The organism is Arthrobacter sp. CG_A4, from assembly GCF_035985125.1.
Classification (GTDB): Bacteria; Actinomycetota; Actinomycetes; order Actinomycetales; family Micrococcaceae; genus Arthrobacter.
In genome coordinates this window covers 123,995-141,400 of the sequence record NZ_JAXCID010000002.1, presented here as the reverse complement: position 1 = coordinate 141,400, position 17,406 = coordinate 123,995, and the positions used below count along the sequence as shown (strand labels likewise).

Below are 17,406 nucleotides of genomic sequence, written 5' to 3'. Positions count from 1 at the left end.
TGACATTAGTCACGGGAGCGGGCCCAGCCCGCGCCCTGATCACGGGACCGGGTCCCGCCCGGATTCGGGATTTTAGGCCAATAAATGACCTAGCGCTTAGAATGGTAGAAGGTGCCCTGTGCGAAAGGGGCGCATCCATCGTGCGTTCCGGTTGGAAATGTCGCGATACAACAGCTGACTTCACCACTGAATCGAGCAATAACGCATGTCTGAAACCACCACCAACACCGCGGTAGCCACTGCATCGCGCAGTGATCTGCGCAACGTCGCGATCGTGGCCCACGTTGACCACGGCAAGACCACCCTGGTCGACGCCATGCTCAAGCAGACCAACTCCTTCGCCGCGCACAACCACCTTGAGGACCGGGTCATGGACTCCGGCGACCTGGAGCGCGAAAAGGGCATCACCATCCTGGCCAAGAACACCACCGTGGCCTACAATGGACCGTCCTCCAAGGGCGAGACCATCACCATCAACGTGATCGACACCCCCGGCCACGCCGACTTCGGCGGCGAGGTGGAGCGCGGGCTGTCCATGGTCGACGGCGTCGTCCTCCTCGTTGACGCCTCCGAGGGCCCGCTGCCGCAGACCCGCTTCGTGCTGCGCAAGGCACTGGCCGCGCACCTGCCGGTAATTCTCCTGGTCAACAAGACCGACCGCCCCGACGCGCGGATCGAAGAAGTCGTGCATGAGTCCATGGACCTGCTGCTGGGCCTTGCCTCCGACCTCGCCGACGAAGTTCCGGACCTCGACCTGGACAAGATCCTGAACGTCCCCGTCGTCTTCGCCGCCGCGAAGGTTGGCCGCGCCTCCCTCGAGCAGCCCGCAAACGGCTCCGCCCCGGACAACGAGGACCTGGAGCCGCTGTTCCAGGCCATCATCGAGCACATCCCGGCGCCGACCTACAACCCGAACGGTGTCCTCCAGGCCCACGTCACCAACCTGGATGCTTCCCCGTTCCTGGGCCGCCTGGCGCTCCTGCGCATCTACAACGGCACCCTGCGCAAGGGCCAGACGGTTGCCTGGGCGCGTGCCAACGGTGAAATGAAGAACGTCAAGATCACCGAACTGCTGGCCACCAGGGCTCTCGACCGCGTGCCCACCGAGTCAGCCGGCCCGGGCGAGATCGTCGCCGTCGCCGGCATCGAGGAAATCACCATCGGTGAGACCCTGACCGACGTCGACAACCCCCAGCCACTGCCGCTGATCACCGTGGACGATCCCGCCATCTCCATGACCATCGGTATCAACACCTCGCCGCTGGCCGGCCGGGTCAAGGGCGCAAAGGTCACGGCCCGCCAGGTCAAGGACCGCCTGGACAAGGAACTGATCGGTAACGTCTCCATCAAGGTGCTCCCCACCGAGCGCCCGGATGCCTGGGAAGTCCAGGGGCGTGGCGAGCTCGCGCTGGCCATCCTCGTGGAGCAGATGCGCCGTGAGGGCTTCGAGCTGACCGTCGGCAAGCCGCAGGTAGTCACCAGGACCGTCGACGGCAAGATCCACGAGCCGATGGAGCACATGACCATCGACGTGCCCGAAGAGTACCTCGGCGCCGTCACCCAGCTCATGGCCGCCCGCAAGGGCCGGATGACCAACATGGCCAACCACGGCACCGGCTGGTGCCGGATGGAGTTCATCGTTCCGGCCCGTGGCCTCATCGGTTTCCGCACCAAGTTCCTCACGGACACCCGCGGCGCCGGCATTGCCGCTTCCATCTCCGAGGGCTACGAGCCCTGGGCCGGCCCGATCGAGTACCGCACCAACGGTTCGATGATCGCGGACCGCGCGGGTGTTGTGACGCCGTTCGCCATGATCAACCTGCAGGAACGCGGCTCCTTCTTCGTCCGGCCCACCTCCGAGGTCTACGAAGGCCAGATCGTCGGCGAGAACTCCCGCGCCGACGACATGGACGTCAACATCACCAAGGAAAAGAAGCTCACCAACATGCGTGCCGCTTCCTCCGACACCTTCGAGAACCTCACGCCCCCGCGCGACCTGACCCTCGAAGAGTCCCTCGAATTCGCCCGCGAAGACGAGTGCGTGGAGGTCACCCCGGAGTCCATCCGGATCCGGAAGCTCATCCTGGACGTCAACCAGCGCGCCAAGTCCAACCGGGCCCGCGCCAAGTCCTAGTTCCGGCGTTCTTCGCTGAACCAACGGATCACTTGTGAATAATAGAGCTGCCGGTATGGCAGGCGGCATCGCCGCCACCGTGCCGGCAGCTCTTTTTGTTGCCCTCGCCGGCACGGCCCTGCACCGGCAGAGCATGCTGGTGGGCGGCGTCGGGCTGCCGTGGGGTGCCCTCGCAGCCCTGGTGCTGCTGGGCGCCGTGGAGCTGTGGCTCGGTGCGGCCTTCCGCTCGGTGCTTCCGGCGGCGGCCTGCGGGGCGCTTTGCTATGCGCTGATCGGCTGGTGGTCCACGCTGGAGCACGGGAGGCGCCTCATCATCGGGGATACCGCCGGGAACATCTGGATTTTCGGCACCGCGGTGGTCACGGTGGCCGCGCTGGTCTGGTGCCGGCGGTACCGGGTCCCGGCGGACGAGGTTCCCCAAGGCTAGATTTCCCGCGGGGGAGGTCTCACGGGACCGGTGCTCCCGCGGGGCATGTTTCCGCGGGCGAGGGTTCACGGGACCGGTGCTCCCGCGGGGCATGCCCAATCTTTGCCGCCGCGAGTGGGCATACTGGCACTATGTCCATCCCTGGCTGCCTGAGAGGGGCATGCCCAGCCCCGACCAGCGGACATGCCCCGCGCCGGGCCGACGAGCGGGACATGCACTTTTGCACATAGCGCAATGGCGCCCTTTTCCGGCTGCAGACTCGGGCGGCACTATGGCTGCATGGTTAATCTGCTTGAGGTGCTCTCAAACTACGACGGCGTCGCCCGCGCCAAACACCTCGCTGCCGCGGGGGTCACGGAATTCCAACTCAAGGCCGCGACTGGGCGCGGTGACGTCTCCCGCGTCGCCCGGGGCGTTTACGCAGTCCCCGGCGCGGATCCTCAGCTCATTTCCATCCGCTCGCTGCCGGCTGAGCCCGGGTGCGTCAGTGCTGCGCAGCTCCGCGGGCTCTGGGTTCTGACGACGCCGGAACAGCCGCACGTCGCCGTCCCGCATAGCCGGCGCTATCCGGGATTTGTCTCCCATCGCTCAGTTGCCGCCCCGACACTGATGGACACGGTCGTTCAATGCCTGCGGTGCCTGCCGGACATCGACGGCCTGGTCATAGCCGAGTCCGCCGTCGTACTGAAAGCCCTTCCGCTTCATGGCTTGCGCCGGCGGCTTGGCGGCAGGAACGACGCACGGGAACGCCGGATCGTGGCCGGCATCGTCCCGCAGTCACAATCCGTCATGGAATGCATGGCCAGGTACCTGCTGCGCCGCGCCGGGTTCCACGTCGAATCGCAGGTCAACATTCCCGGTATGGGCCACCTCGACCTCATGGTCGACGGACGTCTCGGCATCGAAACCGACGGGGCCGGTTTCCACATGGACCGGACAAGCTTCGAGGAAGACCGGCGGCGGTGGAACGTGACCACCCGGCTGGGTATTCCGACCCTGGTGGTGAGCTACGCGTTGCTGAAGCACCATCCGCAGGAGTTCATCGCCCTCGTGCGCGACGCGCTGAACAAGCTCTCCGCTGCCGCCTAGAACTGGACATGCTCCCTGGTAGACAGGCTCCGCCGGTGGGGTATGTTCAGCGTCCACGTCCAGCAGTGGACATGCCCCCGCGGTTGGTCCCGGAGGCCAATGGGCATGTCCCGCGCCCGCGGGCAGGGCTGGACATAGTGGCAGTATGTCCAGCGTCCGCGGCCAGCAATGGGCATGTCCCGCGGTTAGTCCCGGAGGCCAATGGGCATGTCCCGCGCTCGCGGACGGGGCTGGACATAGTGGCAGTATGTCCAGCGTCCGCGGCCAGCAATGGGCATGCCCACCGGCCGGCTCAGGGCCGGGGCTGTCGCGCGGCCCGGCGCGGCGGTGCGGGCGGAATTGCCTTAGCAGCCACCACCAGCGCCAACGGGATCACGACGTCGGCGCGCCGGGTCCGGACGGTGCACAGGCCGCCGGTCCGTCCCACCAGTTCACCCAACGCGTCTGTTAGTCCGCCCTCGATCTGGTACCTGACCACCACACGGGTGCCGAGCGGGGCAGCCACAAGGAACTGCTGGGGCGGCGGCAGGACGGGACTCACCAGTCCATCCTAGGACCAGCATGGTCAACGAACCGGGCCCGTATGACGCCCGGCTAGGTTCGCGCGAACAGGCCGGGGGATAATAGGCTCAGAAGTCAGCAGTCCGGCGCTCAGGCCGGAAGCACCATCCGGCCGGTCGCCGGAACCAACGTGGAGAGGCAAGGGACGTGACGTACGTAATTGCGCAGCCGTGTGTAGATGTCAAGGACAAGGCATGTATCGAAGAGTGCCCCGTCGATTGCATTTACGAGGGTGAGCGTTCCCTGTACATCCACCCGGACGAATGCGTGGACTGCGGCGCCTGCGAGCCGGTCTGCCCGGTCGAAGCCATCTACTACGAGGATGACACCCCGGAGGAATGGGCCGACTACTACAAGGCCAACGTCGAATTTTTCGACGTGCTGGGCTCCCCGGGCGGCGCCGCGAAGATCGGCAACACCCACACGGACCACCCGATGATCTCCGCCTTGCCGCCGCAGAACCAAGACAACTAAGGCGGTCGCCCGGTGACCTCCGCGTTGCGCGGCTTCGGCCTCAGCCTGCCCGACTACCCGTGGGAGGCCCTGGCACCGTATCTGGCCAGGGCGGCAGAACACCCCGGGGGAATGGCAAACCTCTCGATCGGCACCCCGGTGGATCCCACCCCTGACGTGGTGCAGGACGCCCTGCGGGCCGCGGCCAACGCCCCGGGCTACCCCACGGTGCACGGCACACCGGCCCTCCGTGAAGCGATCGCGGCATGGTTTGACCGCCGCCGCAGTGTTCCCGGGCTGGATCCGCAACACATCATGCCCACCGTCGGGTCCAAGGAACTCGTGGCCTGGCTGCCGTTTCTGCTCGGTCTGAAGCCGGGCGACGTCGTCGTCCGCCCCACTGTCGCCTACCCCACCTACGGGATCGGCGCCACGTTCGCCGGTGCCGAGCACGTCGCCGCGGACGATCTGGATGAGCTCGACGCCGCCACCCGGGCCCGGGTGCGCCTCGTCTGGGTCAACTCTCCGGCCAACCCCACCGGCAGCGTCCGGGACGCCGAATCGCTCCAGCGGATCGTCCGGCAGGCCCGTGAACTCGGGGCCGTCGTCGCTTCGGACGAATGCTACGCCGAACTCGGCTGGGGGGAGTGGGATGTCCAGCGCGGCGGCACGCCCGTGCCCAGCATCCTTGACCCGCAGGTGGCGGACGGCTCCCACGAGGGCCTCCTGGCCGTGTACTCGCTAAGCAAGCAGTCCAACCTGGCCGGCTACCGCGCCGCCTTCGTGGCCGGCGATCCGGTCATCATGGCCAACCTCGTCAACAGCCGCAAGCACGCGGGCATGATCGTCCCGTACCCCGTCCAGGAAGCCATGCGGGTGGCCCTCGGCGACGACGCCCACGTCCAGGCGCAGAAGGATCTTTACCGTGGACGCCGCCAACGGATCACCCCGGCGCTGGAGGGCTTCGGCCTGACGATCCACGAGTCCCGCGCCGGGCTCTACCTCTGGGCCACCGCCGGGGAACCCACCTGGGAGACGGTGGGCCGGCTCGCGGACCGCGGGATCGTCGTCGGCCCCGGCGTCTTCTACGGCGACGCCGGTAACGGATTCATCCGGGTCGCGCTGACCGCCAGTGACGAGCGGATCGACGCCGCGGTGGCACGGCTGGCGACGGGGCGGTAACGGTGCTGTGACCCCCGCCACAACCGGTGCGTTTTGAGCAGGCCCGGCGGGTCCCGGATTAGTGCCACCCGCGAACTGACGGTAGTTTTTAACTGACTATCAATGGTGGCTTTCCACAAGAAGGCAGCGCAGCCTTTGGAATCCGTGGCAAAACAGGTTCCTGGGCGGCTTCACCAGAAGTTGGACCAGCTTTCGACAGAGGCCCCGACGCCTCAGAGGAGACTCCATGACTGAGACCACCAGCGCAACCCTGCGCTTTGCCGACGGCGAGCTCGAACTGCCGCGCATCAAGGTTGTAGAAGGAAACGAAGGCTACGACGTTTCCAAGCTGCTCAAGGAGACCGGTGCGGTCACCTTCGACCCCGGCTTCGTGAACACGGCCGCCACATCTTCCGCCATCACCTACATCGACGGCGACAAGGGTATCCTGCGTTACCGCGGCTACCCGATCGAGGAACTGGCAGAGCACTCGAGCTTCCTCGAGGTCTCCTACCTGCTGATCTACGGCAACCTGCCCTCCGCCGCTGAGCTTGACACTTTCGACCAGCGGATCCGGCGGCACACGCTGCTGCATGAGGACCTCAAGGGTTTCTTTGGCGGCTTCCCGCGCGACGCGCACCCGATGCCGGTGCTCTCGTCCGCGGTGTCCGCGCTGTCCACCTTCTATCAGGACTCACTGGATCCGTTCGACGACGAACAGGTGGAGCTGTCCACGTACCGCCTGCTGGCCAAAATGCCGGTCATTGCCGCCTATGCCCTGAAAAAGAGCATCGGCCAGCCGATGCTCTACCCGGATAACTCGATGAACCTGGTGGAGAACTTCCTGCGCCTCAGCTTCGGCCTTCCGGCGGAGCCTTATGACATGGACCCCACCGTGGTCAAGGCGCTGGATCTGCTCCTGATCCTGCACGCTGACCACGAGCAGAACTGTTCAACCTCCACTGTGCGTCTGGTGGGCAGCTCCAACGCCAACCTCTTCGCCTCCGTCTCTGCCGGCATCAACGCCCTCTTCGGCCCGCTGCACGGCGGCGCCAACGAGGCGGTGTTGAACATGCTGCGCCAGATCCAGGCCAGCGGCGAGCCTGTTGAGAAGTTCGTGGAACGGGTTAAGAACAAGGAAGACGGCGTGAAGCTGATGGGCTTCGGGCACCGCGTCTACAAGAATTACGATCCGCGTGCCAAGATCGTCAAGGCCACGGCCCACGAGATCCTCGAGAAGCTGGGCGGCAATGACGAGCTGCTGGCCATCGCCATGCGCCTCGAAGAGGTCGCCCTGACGGACGAGTACTTCATTGCCCGCAAGCTCTACCCGAACGTCGACTTCTACACCGGCCTGATCTACAAAGCCATGGGCTTCCCGGAGAAGATGTTCACCGTGCTGTTCGCGATCGGCCGCCTGCCGGGCTGGATTGCCCAGTGGCGGGAAATGATGAAGGACCCGCAGACCAAGATCGGCCGCCCGCGGCAGCTGTATGTGGGGGAACCGGAACGAAGCTACCCTTCGGTATAGCGCACCAGGAGCAGAAGAGTACGACGTCGGTCGCGCGGCTTTGAAGCTGCGCGGCCGGCGTCGTTCCTGTTTCATCGATTGCCCGTGCCCGTGCCCGTGCCCGTGCCCGCGGGGACGCCCCGCCGGTGTGCCCCGACGTCGTGGCAGCACATCTGTGCTAAAAAGGACCTATGCCCAAATTTGTCGACGCTGCCGTACGGCGCCAGGACGTGGTCGAAGCGGTGTTCAGGATCATTGCCGCCGACGGACTCGAGAGGGCTTCCCTCCGGGAGGTTGCAGACGAAGCTGACCTCGCCGTCGGCTCCGTCCGCCACTACTTCGCCAGCAGCGATGAGCTGCTCGCCCACTCTTTCGGCGTCGTCGTGGACCGGATCGTCAGCCGGCTGACGGTGGCCGACGAGCGCCTCGGCGGGCTGGACCCCGGGACCCCCGAACACCACCAGGGCGTATTAACCCTATTGGGTGAATTCCTGCCGCTGGATGATGAACGGGCCGTCGACGCCTGCGTCTGGATGGCCTTCAAGAGCGCCGCCAGGACCAAGCCCTTCCTGGCCTCGGAAGCAGACCGCAGCCACCGTGCCGTAGCCGCGATCGTCGGCGGGCTCATCCTGGTGCTGAGCCGGGCCGACGGCGGCTCTGGCGGCGGTTCCGGCGCGCAAAGCGTCGACCAGCAGCGGCTGGTGACCGAGGCCGAACGGCTGCTGGCCACCCTGGATGGTCTCACGATGCACGCCCTGCTGCAGCCGGAATGGATGACGGCCCGGATGTGCCGGGACGTGCTGGAATCCCATCTGGCCGGACTGAACAGCCACCCGCCGGGCCATTAACGTGCGTTGCCGTGAGGAATACACTGGGAACGTACGTCTTGCCAAGGGAGGCAATCGGATGCACCACACAGGCGGACCCGGCTGGCGGATCACCATGGACACATCCGGCCCCTTGCTCATTGCACTTTATGTTCGCGACGCCGCCGGACTGGACGGTGCCGGGCATCCGGCACTCTGCCACGCCGCACCGAAAATCCGTCCCTCGGACCACACCCACCTCATTGCGGAGGCGGGCGGCGTCAGCGCGCTCAAGACCGAATGGGAGGCCTGGTGGGAACAGCTGCTGAAAGCGCATCCCGAGATGTCTCCGGAACTGGGCCCTCCCGGATTCCGTTCCTTCAGCAATTCGCCTGCCCTGCGGCGCGTGCTGCAGGCACACTTCGGCGCGGCGCTGTCGTGGGCACGGGAACGCCGCGGCGAATACGTCGCGCTCGAAGCGGAGCGGGAGGCCGCCGGCGTGCAATTGCTGCAGGACATGGTGGACGACCGGCTCCTCGAAGTGGGCCGGGCCGCCAACGATTTCACCCTGACCATTATTGAACTCCCACTGGCGGAGCCGAGGGCCTGGTACCTGGAGCCTGAGACGATCATCATGAGTTCGGAGCTGCTGTCCCAGCCGGAGCTCTTCCGCAGCTACGTGCAGCCCGTGGTGGACCTGCTCATCTGAGACCGGCGGACTGAGTCCGGCTGGCTGGGACCGGTTGACCGCCGCCGGCAGATGGACATTTTCGTTAGTTCGTCGGGGGTCTTGGCCCGGGACTGGGAGGGCACTGCTCGGGGACATGCCCCGCGCCGGACTGCGCGGATGGACATGGTGTCATTCTGCCCAGTTCCGGGTGCGAAGAATGGGCATGTCCCGCTGGACTGGACAGCGGCCCGAAGGGACATGCCCCGCGCCGGAGTGGGCGGATGGACATGGTGTCATTCTGCCCAGTTCCGGGTGCGAAGAATGAGCATGTCCCCCGCGGCGCGAAAGGTCCAGCTTACACGCCGCCGGACCAGCCCAACGCCTGACCGGACCAGCCCAACGCGTCGGGCCGCGACGTTCCTGCCCAGTTACTTCGGCGCCCCGGCGCCACAAGCCCGCGGGAATCCCGGCCTTCCCCGGTCCGATAGGAGGTGTGGCGGCAGGTAACCGGGAAGGAGCGCCGCCAACGAATCCTGCGTCCGGCCAGGTCGACGAAAATGCCCGCCGGACGGGACGTGCCCGCTCGACGGGACGTGCCCGCCGGACGGGACGTGCCCGCTCGTCGGGACGTGCCCGCTGGGCTGGACATGCCCCGCGCCCGGGCCGGCCGGTGGGCATAGTATCATTGTGCCCAGTTTCGGGGGCAAAGAATGGGCATGTCCCACCGGCGCTAAAGTGTCTTGGCGCTGCCTAGCCCCCGACGAACTAACGAAAATGCCCACAAGCCAGTGCGCCGCCAGCCGAGCGGAGCGGGCGCCAAGGGCCCTGCGAAGGTCTGCCTATCGCTGCGGGGCCTCGGCGACCGTCACCCTGACTTGTCCGGCGGGCCCATCGGCGGGCTGCCAGCCGTTGCGTTCCGGCCGCGCCCAGCCACGGCCGTCCACCTGGACATCGATGATCGAGAGCGCTTTTGCGTTGGCTACCGCCCACTGCGCCATGGCCCAGGCGCGGGGGCCGGTTGCCTCGATTGTCAGGGTCCGGCCGTCCGCGGAGGCAGTGATCCCGCCGAAGGCCGCCGTCAGCCGCTCCTGCACCGCACCGGCGTCCCCCGCCTCGTCGGCGGTGCGCAGTGAGCAGTCCAGGCCGGCGGCGGTCTGGCCGCTCAGCGCGGAGGCGAACGCCCGGGCCATCACCTCGTGCTGGGCGTAGGCGTCAGGGAAAGCGGAGCGCTGAACCCGCTGGGCGGCGTCGGTAATCTCCAGCGTCTGGTAGTCGGGAACTTTCAGCAGGGCGCTGTAGAAGGAATTGCTCGCGTAGTAGGGATCCATCACCTGTTCCGTGGTGCCCCAGCCCTGGGACGGCCGCTGCTGGAACAAACCGCGGGAGTCCGGCCCGGCCTGGTCCCCGTGGCTGATGTTCCGCAGTTTGGATTCCTGCATGGCCGTGGCCAGGGCGATGCTGGCAGCCCGGGCGGGCAAGCCCCGGCGGACGGCGACCGCGGCGATCAGGGCGGCGTTCGCGGCCTGGTCCGTCGCAAGTTCGCTCTCCCCGCCGCCTGGCGCCGTGCAGCGTTCGGCGACCAGGGTTTCCGAGCGCTGCAGGAACAGCACCGCCGTGTAGACGCCGCCCGCGACCATCGCCAGGGTCAGCAGGAGCACGATCCGACGGCGCCAGCTGGATCTTCGTGCCACGAAACTACTCCCTCGGGCCCTTCCGGGCCGGTCCATTCTCACACCGCATTGTCCGCAGGCATCATGCCCGTGCTAAGTGTCCGGCGAAACCTCAGTTGGCGTGCAGCGCCTTGTTGAGCCCGACGGTCTGGCCCTTGCGCGGGAGCACTTCCACTTCGCCCGTGGAGGAGTTGCGGCGGAACAACAGGTTGGGAACACCGGAGAGCTCCACGGCCTTGACGATCCGGGCGGTGTCCTCGCCGTCGGCGTCCTTGCCACCCACCACGCGTATCCTCGTGCCGGCCGTAACGTAGAGACCGGCCTCGACGACGGAATCGTCGCCGATGCTGATGCCCACGCCCGAGTTGGCGCCGAGCAGGACGCGCTCGCCGAGGGCGATCTTTTCCTTGCCGCCGCCGGACAGGGTTCCCATGATCGACGCGCCGCCGCCGACGTCGGAGCCGTCACCGGCAACCACGCCGGCAGAGATCCGGCCCTCGACCATGGAGGTGCCGAGCGTGCCGGCGTTGAAGTTCACGAAGCCCTCGTGCATGACCGTGGTGCCTTCGGCCAGGTGCGCGCCCAGGCGGACGCGGTCGGCGTCGGCAATCCGGACACCGGAGGGGATGACGTAATCCACCATCCGGGGGAACTTGTCCACGCTGTAGACGGTCACGGCGCCGCGCTTGCGCAGCCGGGCGCGGGTCAGCTCGAAGTCCTCGACGGCGGCGGGCCCGAAATTGGTCCAGACGACGTTTGGGAGCTTGCCGAAGATGCCGTCCAGGTTGATGCTGTTCGGCAGAACCAGACGGTGGGAGAGCAGATGCAGGCGCAGGTAGGCGTCCGCCGTGTCCGCGGGGGCCTGGTCAAGGTGGATCTGGACGAAGACGACCTGCTGTTCGGTGCCGCGGTCGGCGTCGCTGCCGGCCTCCGCAATGTCCGTCAGTGTCCGGTCGGCGCGTTCGACGTCGCGAAGATTCCCGGCCGCGATGCCGAGCGCCGGTGCCGGGAACCACACGTCCAGCACGGTGGCTTCACCGTTCCGGGTGGACACGGTGGCAAGCCCGTAGCCGTATGCGGAACGGGAGTCGGCGGGCACGGCGGAAGAAGCGGTCTCAGTCATGCCCCAAGTCTATAGAGCGCGTCCGCGCACCCTGAAACCGGTGACGGCCTCCATATACAGTGGAACGGTGACTGAGCCTACTGCCCCCGCCCGCCTGGACCCCCGCCAGGACGTCGCGCTGCTGACCGCGGAACTCATCGACATCTACAGCGTCTCCGGCGGGGAAACCCGGCTGGCCGACGCCGTGGAGCATGCCCTCCGGTCGATCCCGCAGCTGGAGCTGGTCCGTGACGGGGACTCGATCATCGCCCGCACCAACCTCGGCCGCGCCGAGCGGGTGATCCTGGCCGGTCACCTCGACACCGTGCCGCTGCCGACGGCGGACGGTTCCCTCGGGACGGTGCCGTCCTGCTGGCCCTCGGGAACGCCCGGCGAGGGCGCCCTCTACGGCCGCGGCGCCACCGATATGAAGGGCGGCGTCGCGGTAAAGCTCGCGCTGGCCGCCGGCTTGTTCGACGGCGGCGCGCAGCCGGCCCGGGACGTCACCTTCGTCTTCTACGACCACGAGGAAGTCGAAGCCGTCAAGAGCGGGCTCGGCCGGCTCGTCCGGAATCACGGGGGGCTGCTGGGCGGGGACTTTGCGATCCTGCTGGAACCCACCAACGGCACCGTGGAGGGCGGCTGCAACGGCACCATCCGCTTCGAAGCAACCACTTTCGGCGAAGCCGCCCACTCCGCGCGCGCCTGGATGGGCAGCAACGCCATCCACGCCGCCGCCCCGATCCTTGCCCGGCTGGCGGACTACGGGCCGCAGACCGTCACCGTGGACGGCCTTGACTACCGGGAGAGCCTCAACGCCGTGAAAATCAAGGGCGGTACCGCCGGTAACGTCATCCCGGACAAATGCGTTGTCGAAATCAACTACCGCTTCGCCCCGGACAAGACCGCGGATGAGGCGGAGGCCCATGTGCGCGAACTGCTGGCGGGGTTCGACGTCGTCCGCACCGACAGCGCGGCCGGCGCGCGGCCGGGATTGAACCATCCCGCCGCCGCGTCCTTTGTCGCCGCCGTGGGGGCCGAGCCGAAACCCAAATACGGCTGGACCGACGTCGCACGATTCAGTGAGCTCGGCATCCCGGCCGTGAACTTCGGCCCCGGAGACCCGTTGCTGGCGCACAAGGACAACGAACATGTCGAGGCCGAAGCGATCCGCGAATGCCTGCGGGTGCTGCGGAGCTGGCTGACGGCGTAACGCGACGGGCGGCTGGACGAAATTTACAAATATGTCATACGCTCAACAAGTCTGTAAAGTACAGGCTTTTCCCAGCTTGGGAGCGCTAATGACAAAATCAGCCAAACTTCTACTTGTCCTTTCCCTAACCCTTGTCGGCATGATCATAGGGCCGGCGGCGGGTGCCGCCCCAAATTCGGCGGACCATGTCCCGCCGGCAAGCGCACCAGCCGGCCCTATACCGCAACTTGCCGGTAGCTGCTTCGCGGGCCCGGCTCTTCAATCCACTGGCCCATCGATACGGGCTTACGGTTTCGGCCGGTGCGTGTCTACCCCCGCGCTGACACTGGGCGTGACAGTGATCCTCTACCACTTGGGCGGGTACGTGGGAAGTTCATACCGAGAGTGCCCGCTGGAGACCGGCGGCGGTGACTGCCAGGGCACGCCGGTTTCGGTGGCCTACACTGCGGGGGAGTTCTGTTCCAAGGTGTCCATTGACTACGTCGAACCAGGTACGGGCATCTTCCGGCAGCCGGTGGCCACTCATGGAAGCGGGTGCCCGTGAAGATTGCAAAGACAATCCTTGCTGGAACCTCCGCGACTGTGCTGACGCTCGGATCGCTGCTCCTGGGCTCCGCCCCGACCCAGGCAGCACCGAGTTGTGAAATCTCCACATGGCACGAGGTTGACGGTTACCACGGCAACATCATTTTCTACCCGAGTTTCGTATGCTACAAGCAAGTGGGATCCGTGGCCATGACCACCTATCCCACCTCTCCGGGCCAGCAATGGACCATTCCGGCACCCGGAATGTGGCACTCTAGTTATGGAGTTGCGGTGGGCATCGGCGGTCCTGGTGAGTACTGCGCGCTGATAACCATCGTGGTGTCCAGCGGCCTCGGACCGGAGAAATTCACCTCCCGCCCCTGCATCTGGCTGTAGCCCGGCCCAGACAACAGTGTCCGGTCAGTCCGGACACTGTTGCGACGGCGAAAAGCAGAAGGCCCGCAATCGAGATTGCGGGCCTTCTGCAGTTCTGGAGGCTACTTAATCATGGTGGCGACGCCGGCCGTGGGGGCCTTCGCCACTCCGCCGGCCGCCTTCTTCGAGCCGCGGCGCTCGATCCAGATGGCCAGCCGGGAAACAGCGAGGTTGATCAGGATGTAAATGGCGGCGCCGACGAAGAAGGCTGAGAAGAGCAGGCTCGGTTCCAGGTCCGAAATCAGCTTGACCTTTCGCAGCAGTTCCTCGTACGCCACGATGTAGCCCAGCGACGTGTCCTTGAGCAGGACAACTAACTGCGCGACGAGGGAGGGCAGCATACGGCGGATTGCCTGCGGGAACTCGACGGACAGGCGTGACTGGAAGCTCCGCAGGCCGATGGCGAGGCCGGCCTCGCGCTGTCCCTTGGGCAACGACTGGATGCCGGCGCGCAGGATCTCGGAGAAGATGGCCGCGTTGTAAAGAACCAGGCCGGTCACAACAGCGACATACGGACTCGTGGCGAAAACGAGCAGCACAAAGAGGATCATCAGGACAACCGGCATGCCGCGCAGGAATTCCAGCACCACCTGCGTGGGGATCCGGATCCACGGGATCAGTGAAATACGCAGCAGGCACAGAACCACGCCCAGAGGGAACGCAATGACAGCGGCAACCGCGGCCGCCTGCAGGGTGGCCAGCACACCCAGGCCCAATTGGGTCCAGACGTCCCTTGCTGACTCGTTGACGAATACGGCCCAGCGGGCGGAATCGAAGATCCCCTGGCTGGAGAGGATAACGATGGCACCCACCACACCGCCGGCGATGATGATGGACCCCACGATCGAGCCGATGAGTGAAATGCGGCGGGCTTTGGGCCCGGGTACGTCGTACAGGACTGAAGTCATCGTGCGATCGCCACCTTACGTTCGACATAGTGGGCGAAGAGGCCAAGCGGTACCGTCAGCAGCAGGTAGAAGAACGCGACGCCGATCAGCACCCACATGACCGCATCCCCGCGCGAGTTCGAAAGTTCCAGCCCGTAGCCGAAAAGCTCCAGCACGAAGAAGGCGCCGGCGACGGAGGAATTCTTTACCAGGGCTATGAGGATGTTGATCAGGGGCGGGACCACGGTCCGCAACGCCTGCGGCAGGACAATCAGACCCAGGACCTGGGCAAATGTCATACCGATGCTGCGGGCAGCCTCGGCCTGGCCCACGGCGACACTGTTTACGCCAGAGCGCACGGCTTCCGCCACGAAGGCCGCGGTGTAACCGCTCAGTGCGATGATGGCGGCCACCTCAAACTGGTCGAACTTCACGCCGAGGCGCGGCAGGATGATGGCCGAGAAAAAGAAAATGATGGTCAGCGGAGTGTTCCTGGCGATTTCCACATAGAACATGCTGAAACCGCGAAGTGCTGCAACGGGTGAAACGCGCATAGCGGCCAGAAATGTGCCGAAAACCAGAGCGATGACCCCCGAGACGGCGGCCAGAAACAGGGTGCGGAGGAACCCGTCCCAGTATTGCGGGAGGCTTTCAAATATGGCGTCCATGATGTCCTTCGGCGACGGGGGTACTAGGGCGGGACCTGCGGAAAGTGGTTGCCAGCCAGCCCGGAGGGGCGGCCGGCAACCACTTCTCGCTTAGTAGCGGTCGATCGTCGGGAGGTTCGGGACGGTCTTGATGACCTTGCCGGCTGTGGCCTCCCAGGCCTTCTTGTAGGTGTCGTCCTTGGCGAAGGCTTCCAGCTGGTCGTTGATCCACGTGCGGTACTCGGTGTCGTCCTTCTTCAAGCCGATGCCGTACGGCTCTTTCGTGAAGGTCTGGTCCGAGGCGAGCTTAAAGGCCTCAGGTTCTTTGTTCACATAGCCGGCCAGGATCACGTTGTCGGTGGTGACGGCGACAACCTGCTTGTTGCGCAGCGGCTCAAGGCAGGCGGTGTAGTTCGCGGCAGGAACCAGCTCGGCACCGTATTTCTCCACGATGGTCTTGGCCGGGGTTGACCCCGTCACGGAGCAAACCTTCTTACCCTTGACGTCTTCGGGTTTGGTGATGGCGGAATCATCCTTGTTCACCAGCAGGGCCTGGCCTGCTTCGTAGTACGGCCCGGCAAAGGAAACCTTCTGTTTGCGGGCATCATTGATGGTGTACGTGGCCACGACGATGTCCACGCGGCCCTGTTCGATGAACGGTTCGCGGTTGGCTGAGACTGTTTCGACCCATTCGATCTTGTCGGCGGCGATGCCCAGCTTGGCGGCGATGGCCTTACCGATTTCAACGTCGAAACCGACCGGCTTTCCGTCGAGGCCCTTCTGACCAAAGAGGGGCTGGTCGAACTTGGTACCGATGGTGATCTTGCCCGCTGAGGACAGCTTGGCCATGGTGCTGTTGGCGGCAAAGCTGGGCTTCTCGGCTACGGGCGGATTGGTTGTGGTGGAACCGCCGCCGCCGCCACAGGCGCTCAGGCCTAGGGCCACCGCTGCGGATGCCGCGATTAGCAGGGATTTCCTGCGGGTCAAAAACGCCTTCATGGCATTCCTTTCATTGGAGGGCTGTTGGTGGAGGGCCCGGGTACGAATTTTCAGGACGACTAGTGGGTCAGCAGCTTGGACAGGAAGTCCTTGGCGCGGCTGCTCTTGGGGTTGGTGAAGAACTCTTCGGGGGTCGCGTCCTCGACAATCTGGCCGTCGGCCATGAAGACCACGCGGTCCGCGGCCTTGCGGGCGAAGCCCATCTCGTGGGTGACCACGATCATGGTCATGCCTTCCTTGGCCAGCTGGATCATGACGTCGAGGACTTCGTTGATCATTTCCGGGTCAAGGGCGGACGTGGGCTCGTCGAAGAGCATCACCTTCGGCTTCATCGCCAGGGCGCGGGCAATAGCGACACGCTGTTGCTGGCCACCGGAAAGCTGGGCCGGAAGCTTGGGTGCCTGGTGCCCGACGCCGACGCGTTCCAGCAGCGCCATCGCGTCCTTGTCCGCCTCCGTCTTGGACATGCCCTTGACCTTGATGGGCCCGAGCGTGACGTTCTCCAGGATCGTCTTGTGCGCGAAGAGGTTGAACGACTGAAAGACCATGCCGACGTCCGCGCGCAGCTTGGCCAGTTCCTTGCCTTCTTCGGGGAGCTCCTTGCCGTCGATCTTGATGACGCCGTCGTCGATTGTCTCGAGGCGGTTGATGGCGCGGCACAGCGTTGACTTGCCGGAGCCCGACGGCCCGATGACAACCACAACCTCGCCCTTGCGGACGGAGAGGTTGATGTCCTTCAGGACGTGCAACTGGCCGTAATGCTTATTGACGGCATTCAGGGAGACGAGCGCATCGCCGGGCACTTGAGTAGTCATAAGAAGAATCTAGCGAACATTAGCGGCATATGACTGCAATCACTCCGACTTCCTGGAGATCGTGATTCAAGAGATACCTGCAGGTCAGGACTCTCGCGGCAGGGTCGGCCAACCTGCCGGGCACGCGGCGGCCGACGGGCCCTGAAGGGGAATGCAAGGTGTTCCGCGCTACCCTGTGGGCATGAGTACCGATCCGCAATACCGCCCAGGCCAGGACCCGAAGCAGGACGCTGGGGCAAAGCCGGCCACCGGAAAGCGCGAAACGCAGCCGGCAAACGGCATCCGGCGCAAGGGCCCGCTGG

General features: G+C 65.6%; 17 protein-coding genes. 10 read left to right on the top strand and 7 right to left on the bottom strand.

Annotated elements, in window-relative coordinates; translation table 11 throughout:
• Positions 1–205 precede the first annotated feature (205 nt).
• The 3 genes from typA (at position 206) to RCH07_RS01935 (ending at position 3,650) form a co-directional block, all read left to right on the top strand.
• Complete coding sequence (gene typA, locus RCH07_RS01945; protein ID WP_326965774.1) at positions 206–2,134, top strand: translational GTPase TypA; 1,929 nt, start codon at positions 206–208, stop codon at positions 2,132–2,134.
• Between the two features lie 34 nt (positions 2,135–2,168).
• The gene (locus RCH07_RS01940) at positions 2,169–2,561 is read left to right on the top strand and encodes a hypothetical protein (protein WP_326965773.1); all 393 of its coding nucleotides are present in this window, start codon (positions 2,169–2,171) and stop codon (positions 2,559–2,561) included.
• Positions 2,562–2,840: 279 nt separating this feature from the next.
• Positions 2,841–3,650: a type IV toxin-antitoxin system AbiEi family antitoxin domain-containing protein gene (locus RCH07_RS01935; RefSeq protein ID WP_326965772.1), complete on the top strand. Its 810-nt coding sequence runs from the start codon at positions 2,841–2,843 to the stop codon at positions 3,648–3,650.
• Between the two features lie 292 nt (positions 3,651–3,942).
• Here the strand turns inward: RCH07_RS01935 and RCH07_RS01930 are convergent, their stop codons facing one another.
• Positions 3,943–4,191 carry a putative acetyltransferase gene (locus RCH07_RS01930; protein ID WP_326965771.1) on the bottom strand — a complete coding sequence of 83 codons (249 nt, stop codon included), beginning with the start codon at positions 4,189–4,191 and terminating at the stop codon, positions 3,943–3,945.
• Between the two features lie 167 nt (positions 4,192–4,358).
• Between RCH07_RS01930 and fdxA the strand changes: the two genes are divergently transcribed.
• From fdxA to RCH07_RS01905, 5 genes are all read left to right on the top strand, one after another.
• Entirely contained in the window at positions 4,359–4,685 is a 327-nt protein-coding gene (fdxA, locus tag RCH07_RS01925; protein ID WP_326965770.1) for a ferredoxin, read from the top strand.
• Positions 4,686–4,697: 12 nt separating this feature from the next.
• Positions 4,698–5,846, top strand: a complete 1,149-nt coding sequence (gene dapC / locus RCH07_RS01920; RefSeq protein ID WP_326965769.1) for a succinyldiaminopimelate transaminase — start codon at positions 4,698–4,700, stop codon at positions 5,844–5,846.
• A gap of 226 nt (positions 5,847–6,072) precedes the next feature.
• Complete coding sequence (locus RCH07_RS01915) at positions 6,073–7,356, top strand: citrate synthase (RefSeq protein ID WP_326965768.1); 1,284 nt, start codon at positions 6,073–6,075, stop codon at positions 7,354–7,356.
• Positions 7,357–7,526: 170 nt separating this feature from the next.
• Positions 7,527–8,183, top strand: coding sequence for a TetR/AcrR family transcriptional regulator (locus tag RCH07_RS01910; RefSeq protein ID WP_326965767.1), 657 nt, complete (start codon positions 7,527–7,529; stop codon positions 8,181–8,183).
• Positions 8,184–8,241: 58 nt separating this feature from the next.
• Positions 8,242–8,850, top strand: coding sequence for a hypothetical protein (locus RCH07_RS01905; RefSeq protein WP_326965766.1), 609 nt, complete (start codon positions 8,242–8,244; stop codon positions 8,848–8,850).
• Between the two features lie 800 nt (positions 8,851–9,650).
• On the opposite strand, the gene RCH07_RS01900 is transcribed toward RCH07_RS01905, so the two are convergent.
• Together RCH07_RS01900 and dapD are read right to left on the bottom strand one after the other, a co-directional pair.
• A complete protein-coding gene (locus tag RCH07_RS01900) occupies positions 9,651–10,502 on the bottom strand; it encodes a hypothetical protein (protein ID WP_442784760.1) in 852 nt (283 codons plus the stop codon).
• Positions 10,503–10,593: 91 nt separating this feature from the next.
• The gene (gene dapD / locus RCH07_RS01895; RefSeq protein WP_326965765.1) at positions 10,594–11,604 is read right to left on the bottom strand and encodes a 2,3,4,5-tetrahydropyridine-2,6-dicarboxylate N-succinyltransferase; all 1,011 of its coding nucleotides are present in this window, start codon (positions 11,602–11,604) and stop codon (positions 10,594–10,596) included.
• Positions 11,605–11,671: 67 nt separating this feature from the next.
• Here dapD and dapE point away from each other — a divergent pair, with 67 nt between their 5' ends.
• Together dapE and RCH07_RS01885 are read left to right on the top strand one after the other, a co-directional pair.
• The gene (dapE, locus tag RCH07_RS01890) at positions 11,672–12,796 is read left to right on the top strand and encodes a succinyl-diaminopimelate desuccinylase (protein ID WP_326965764.1); all 1,125 of its coding nucleotides are present in this window, start codon (positions 11,672–11,674) and stop codon (positions 12,794–12,796) included.
• A 540-nt stretch (positions 12,797–13,336) separates the two neighbouring features.
• A complete protein-coding gene (locus tag RCH07_RS01885; protein ID WP_326965763.1) occupies positions 13,337–13,717 on the top strand; it encodes a hypothetical protein in 381 nt (126 codons plus the stop codon).
• Positions 13,718–13,818: 101 nt separating this feature from the next.
• Here RCH07_RS01885 and RCH07_RS01880 read toward each other — a convergent pair whose 3' ends face one another.
• The 4 genes from RCH07_RS01880 to RCH07_RS01865 all read right to left on the bottom strand — a co-directional run bounded on the left by RCH07_RS01880 (position 13,819) and on the right by RCH07_RS01865 (position 17,104).
• Complete coding sequence (locus RCH07_RS01880) at positions 13,819–14,664, bottom strand: amino acid ABC transporter permease (protein WP_326965762.1); 846 nt, start codon at positions 14,662–14,664, stop codon at positions 13,819–13,821.
• Positions 14,661–15,311, bottom strand: coding sequence for an amino acid ABC transporter permease (locus tag RCH07_RS01875; RefSeq protein WP_326965761.1), 651 nt, complete (start codon positions 15,309–15,311; stop codon positions 14,661–14,663). Before RCH07_RS01875 ends, RCH07_RS01880 begins: the two co-directional genes overlap by 4 nt.
• A 90-nt stretch (positions 15,312–15,401) precedes the next feature.
• On the bottom strand, positions 15,402–16,289 hold the full coding sequence (locus tag RCH07_RS01870) for a glutamate ABC transporter substrate-binding protein (protein ID WP_326965760.1): 888 nt from the start codon (positions 16,287–16,289) through the stop codon (positions 15,402–15,404).
• Between the two features lie 59 nt (positions 16,290–16,348).
• The gene (locus RCH07_RS01865; protein WP_326965759.1) at positions 16,349–17,104 is read right to left on the bottom strand and encodes an amino acid ABC transporter ATP-binding protein; all 756 of its coding nucleotides are present in this window, start codon (positions 17,102–17,104) and stop codon (positions 16,349–16,351) included.
• Positions 17,105–17,406 lie beyond the last annotated feature (302 nt).

What these genes read in the sequence shown, in the direction of transcription:
- RCH07_RS01905 (WP_326965766.1), top strand. Translation starts at nt 8,242, where the DNA reads ATGCACCACACAGGCGGACCCGGCTGGCGGATCACCATGGACACATCC.
- RCH07_RS01915 (WP_326965768.1), top strand. Translation starts at nt 6,073, where the DNA reads ATGACTGAGACCACCAGCGCAACCCTGCGCTTTGCCGACGGCGAGCTC.
- typA (WP_326965774.1), top strand. Translation starts at nt 206, where the DNA reads ATGTCTGAAACCACCACCAACACCGCGGTAGCCACTGCATCGCGCAGT.
- RCH07_RS01880 (WP_326965762.1), bottom strand. Translation starts at nt 14,664, where the DNA reads ATGACTTCAGTCCTGTACGACGTACCCGGGCCCAAAGCCCGCCGCATT.
- RCH07_RS01870 (WP_326965760.1), bottom strand. Translation starts at nt 16,289, where the DNA reads ATGAAGGCGTTTTTGACCCGCAGGAAATCCCTGCTAATCGCGGCATCC.
- dapD (WP_326965765.1), bottom strand. Translation starts at nt 11,604, where the DNA reads ATGACTGAGACCGCTTCTTCCGCCGTGCCCGCCGACTCCCGTTCCGCA.
- RCH07_RS01935 (WP_326965772.1), top strand. Translation starts at nt 2,841, where the DNA reads ATGGTTAATCTGCTTGAGGTGCTCTCAAACTACGACGGCGTCGCCCGC.
- RCH07_RS01865 (WP_326965759.1), bottom strand. Translation starts at nt 17,104, where the DNA reads ATGACTACTCAAGTGCCCGGCGATGCGCTCGTCTCCCTGAATGCCGTC.
- RCH07_RS01910 (WP_326965767.1), top strand. Translation starts at nt 7,527, where the DNA reads ATGCCCAAATTTGTCGACGCTGCCGTACGGCGCCAGGACGTGGTCGAA.
- RCH07_RS01875 (WP_326965761.1), bottom strand. Translation starts at nt 15,311, where the DNA reads ATGGACGCCATATTTGAAAGCCTCCCGCAATACTGGGACGGGTTCCTC.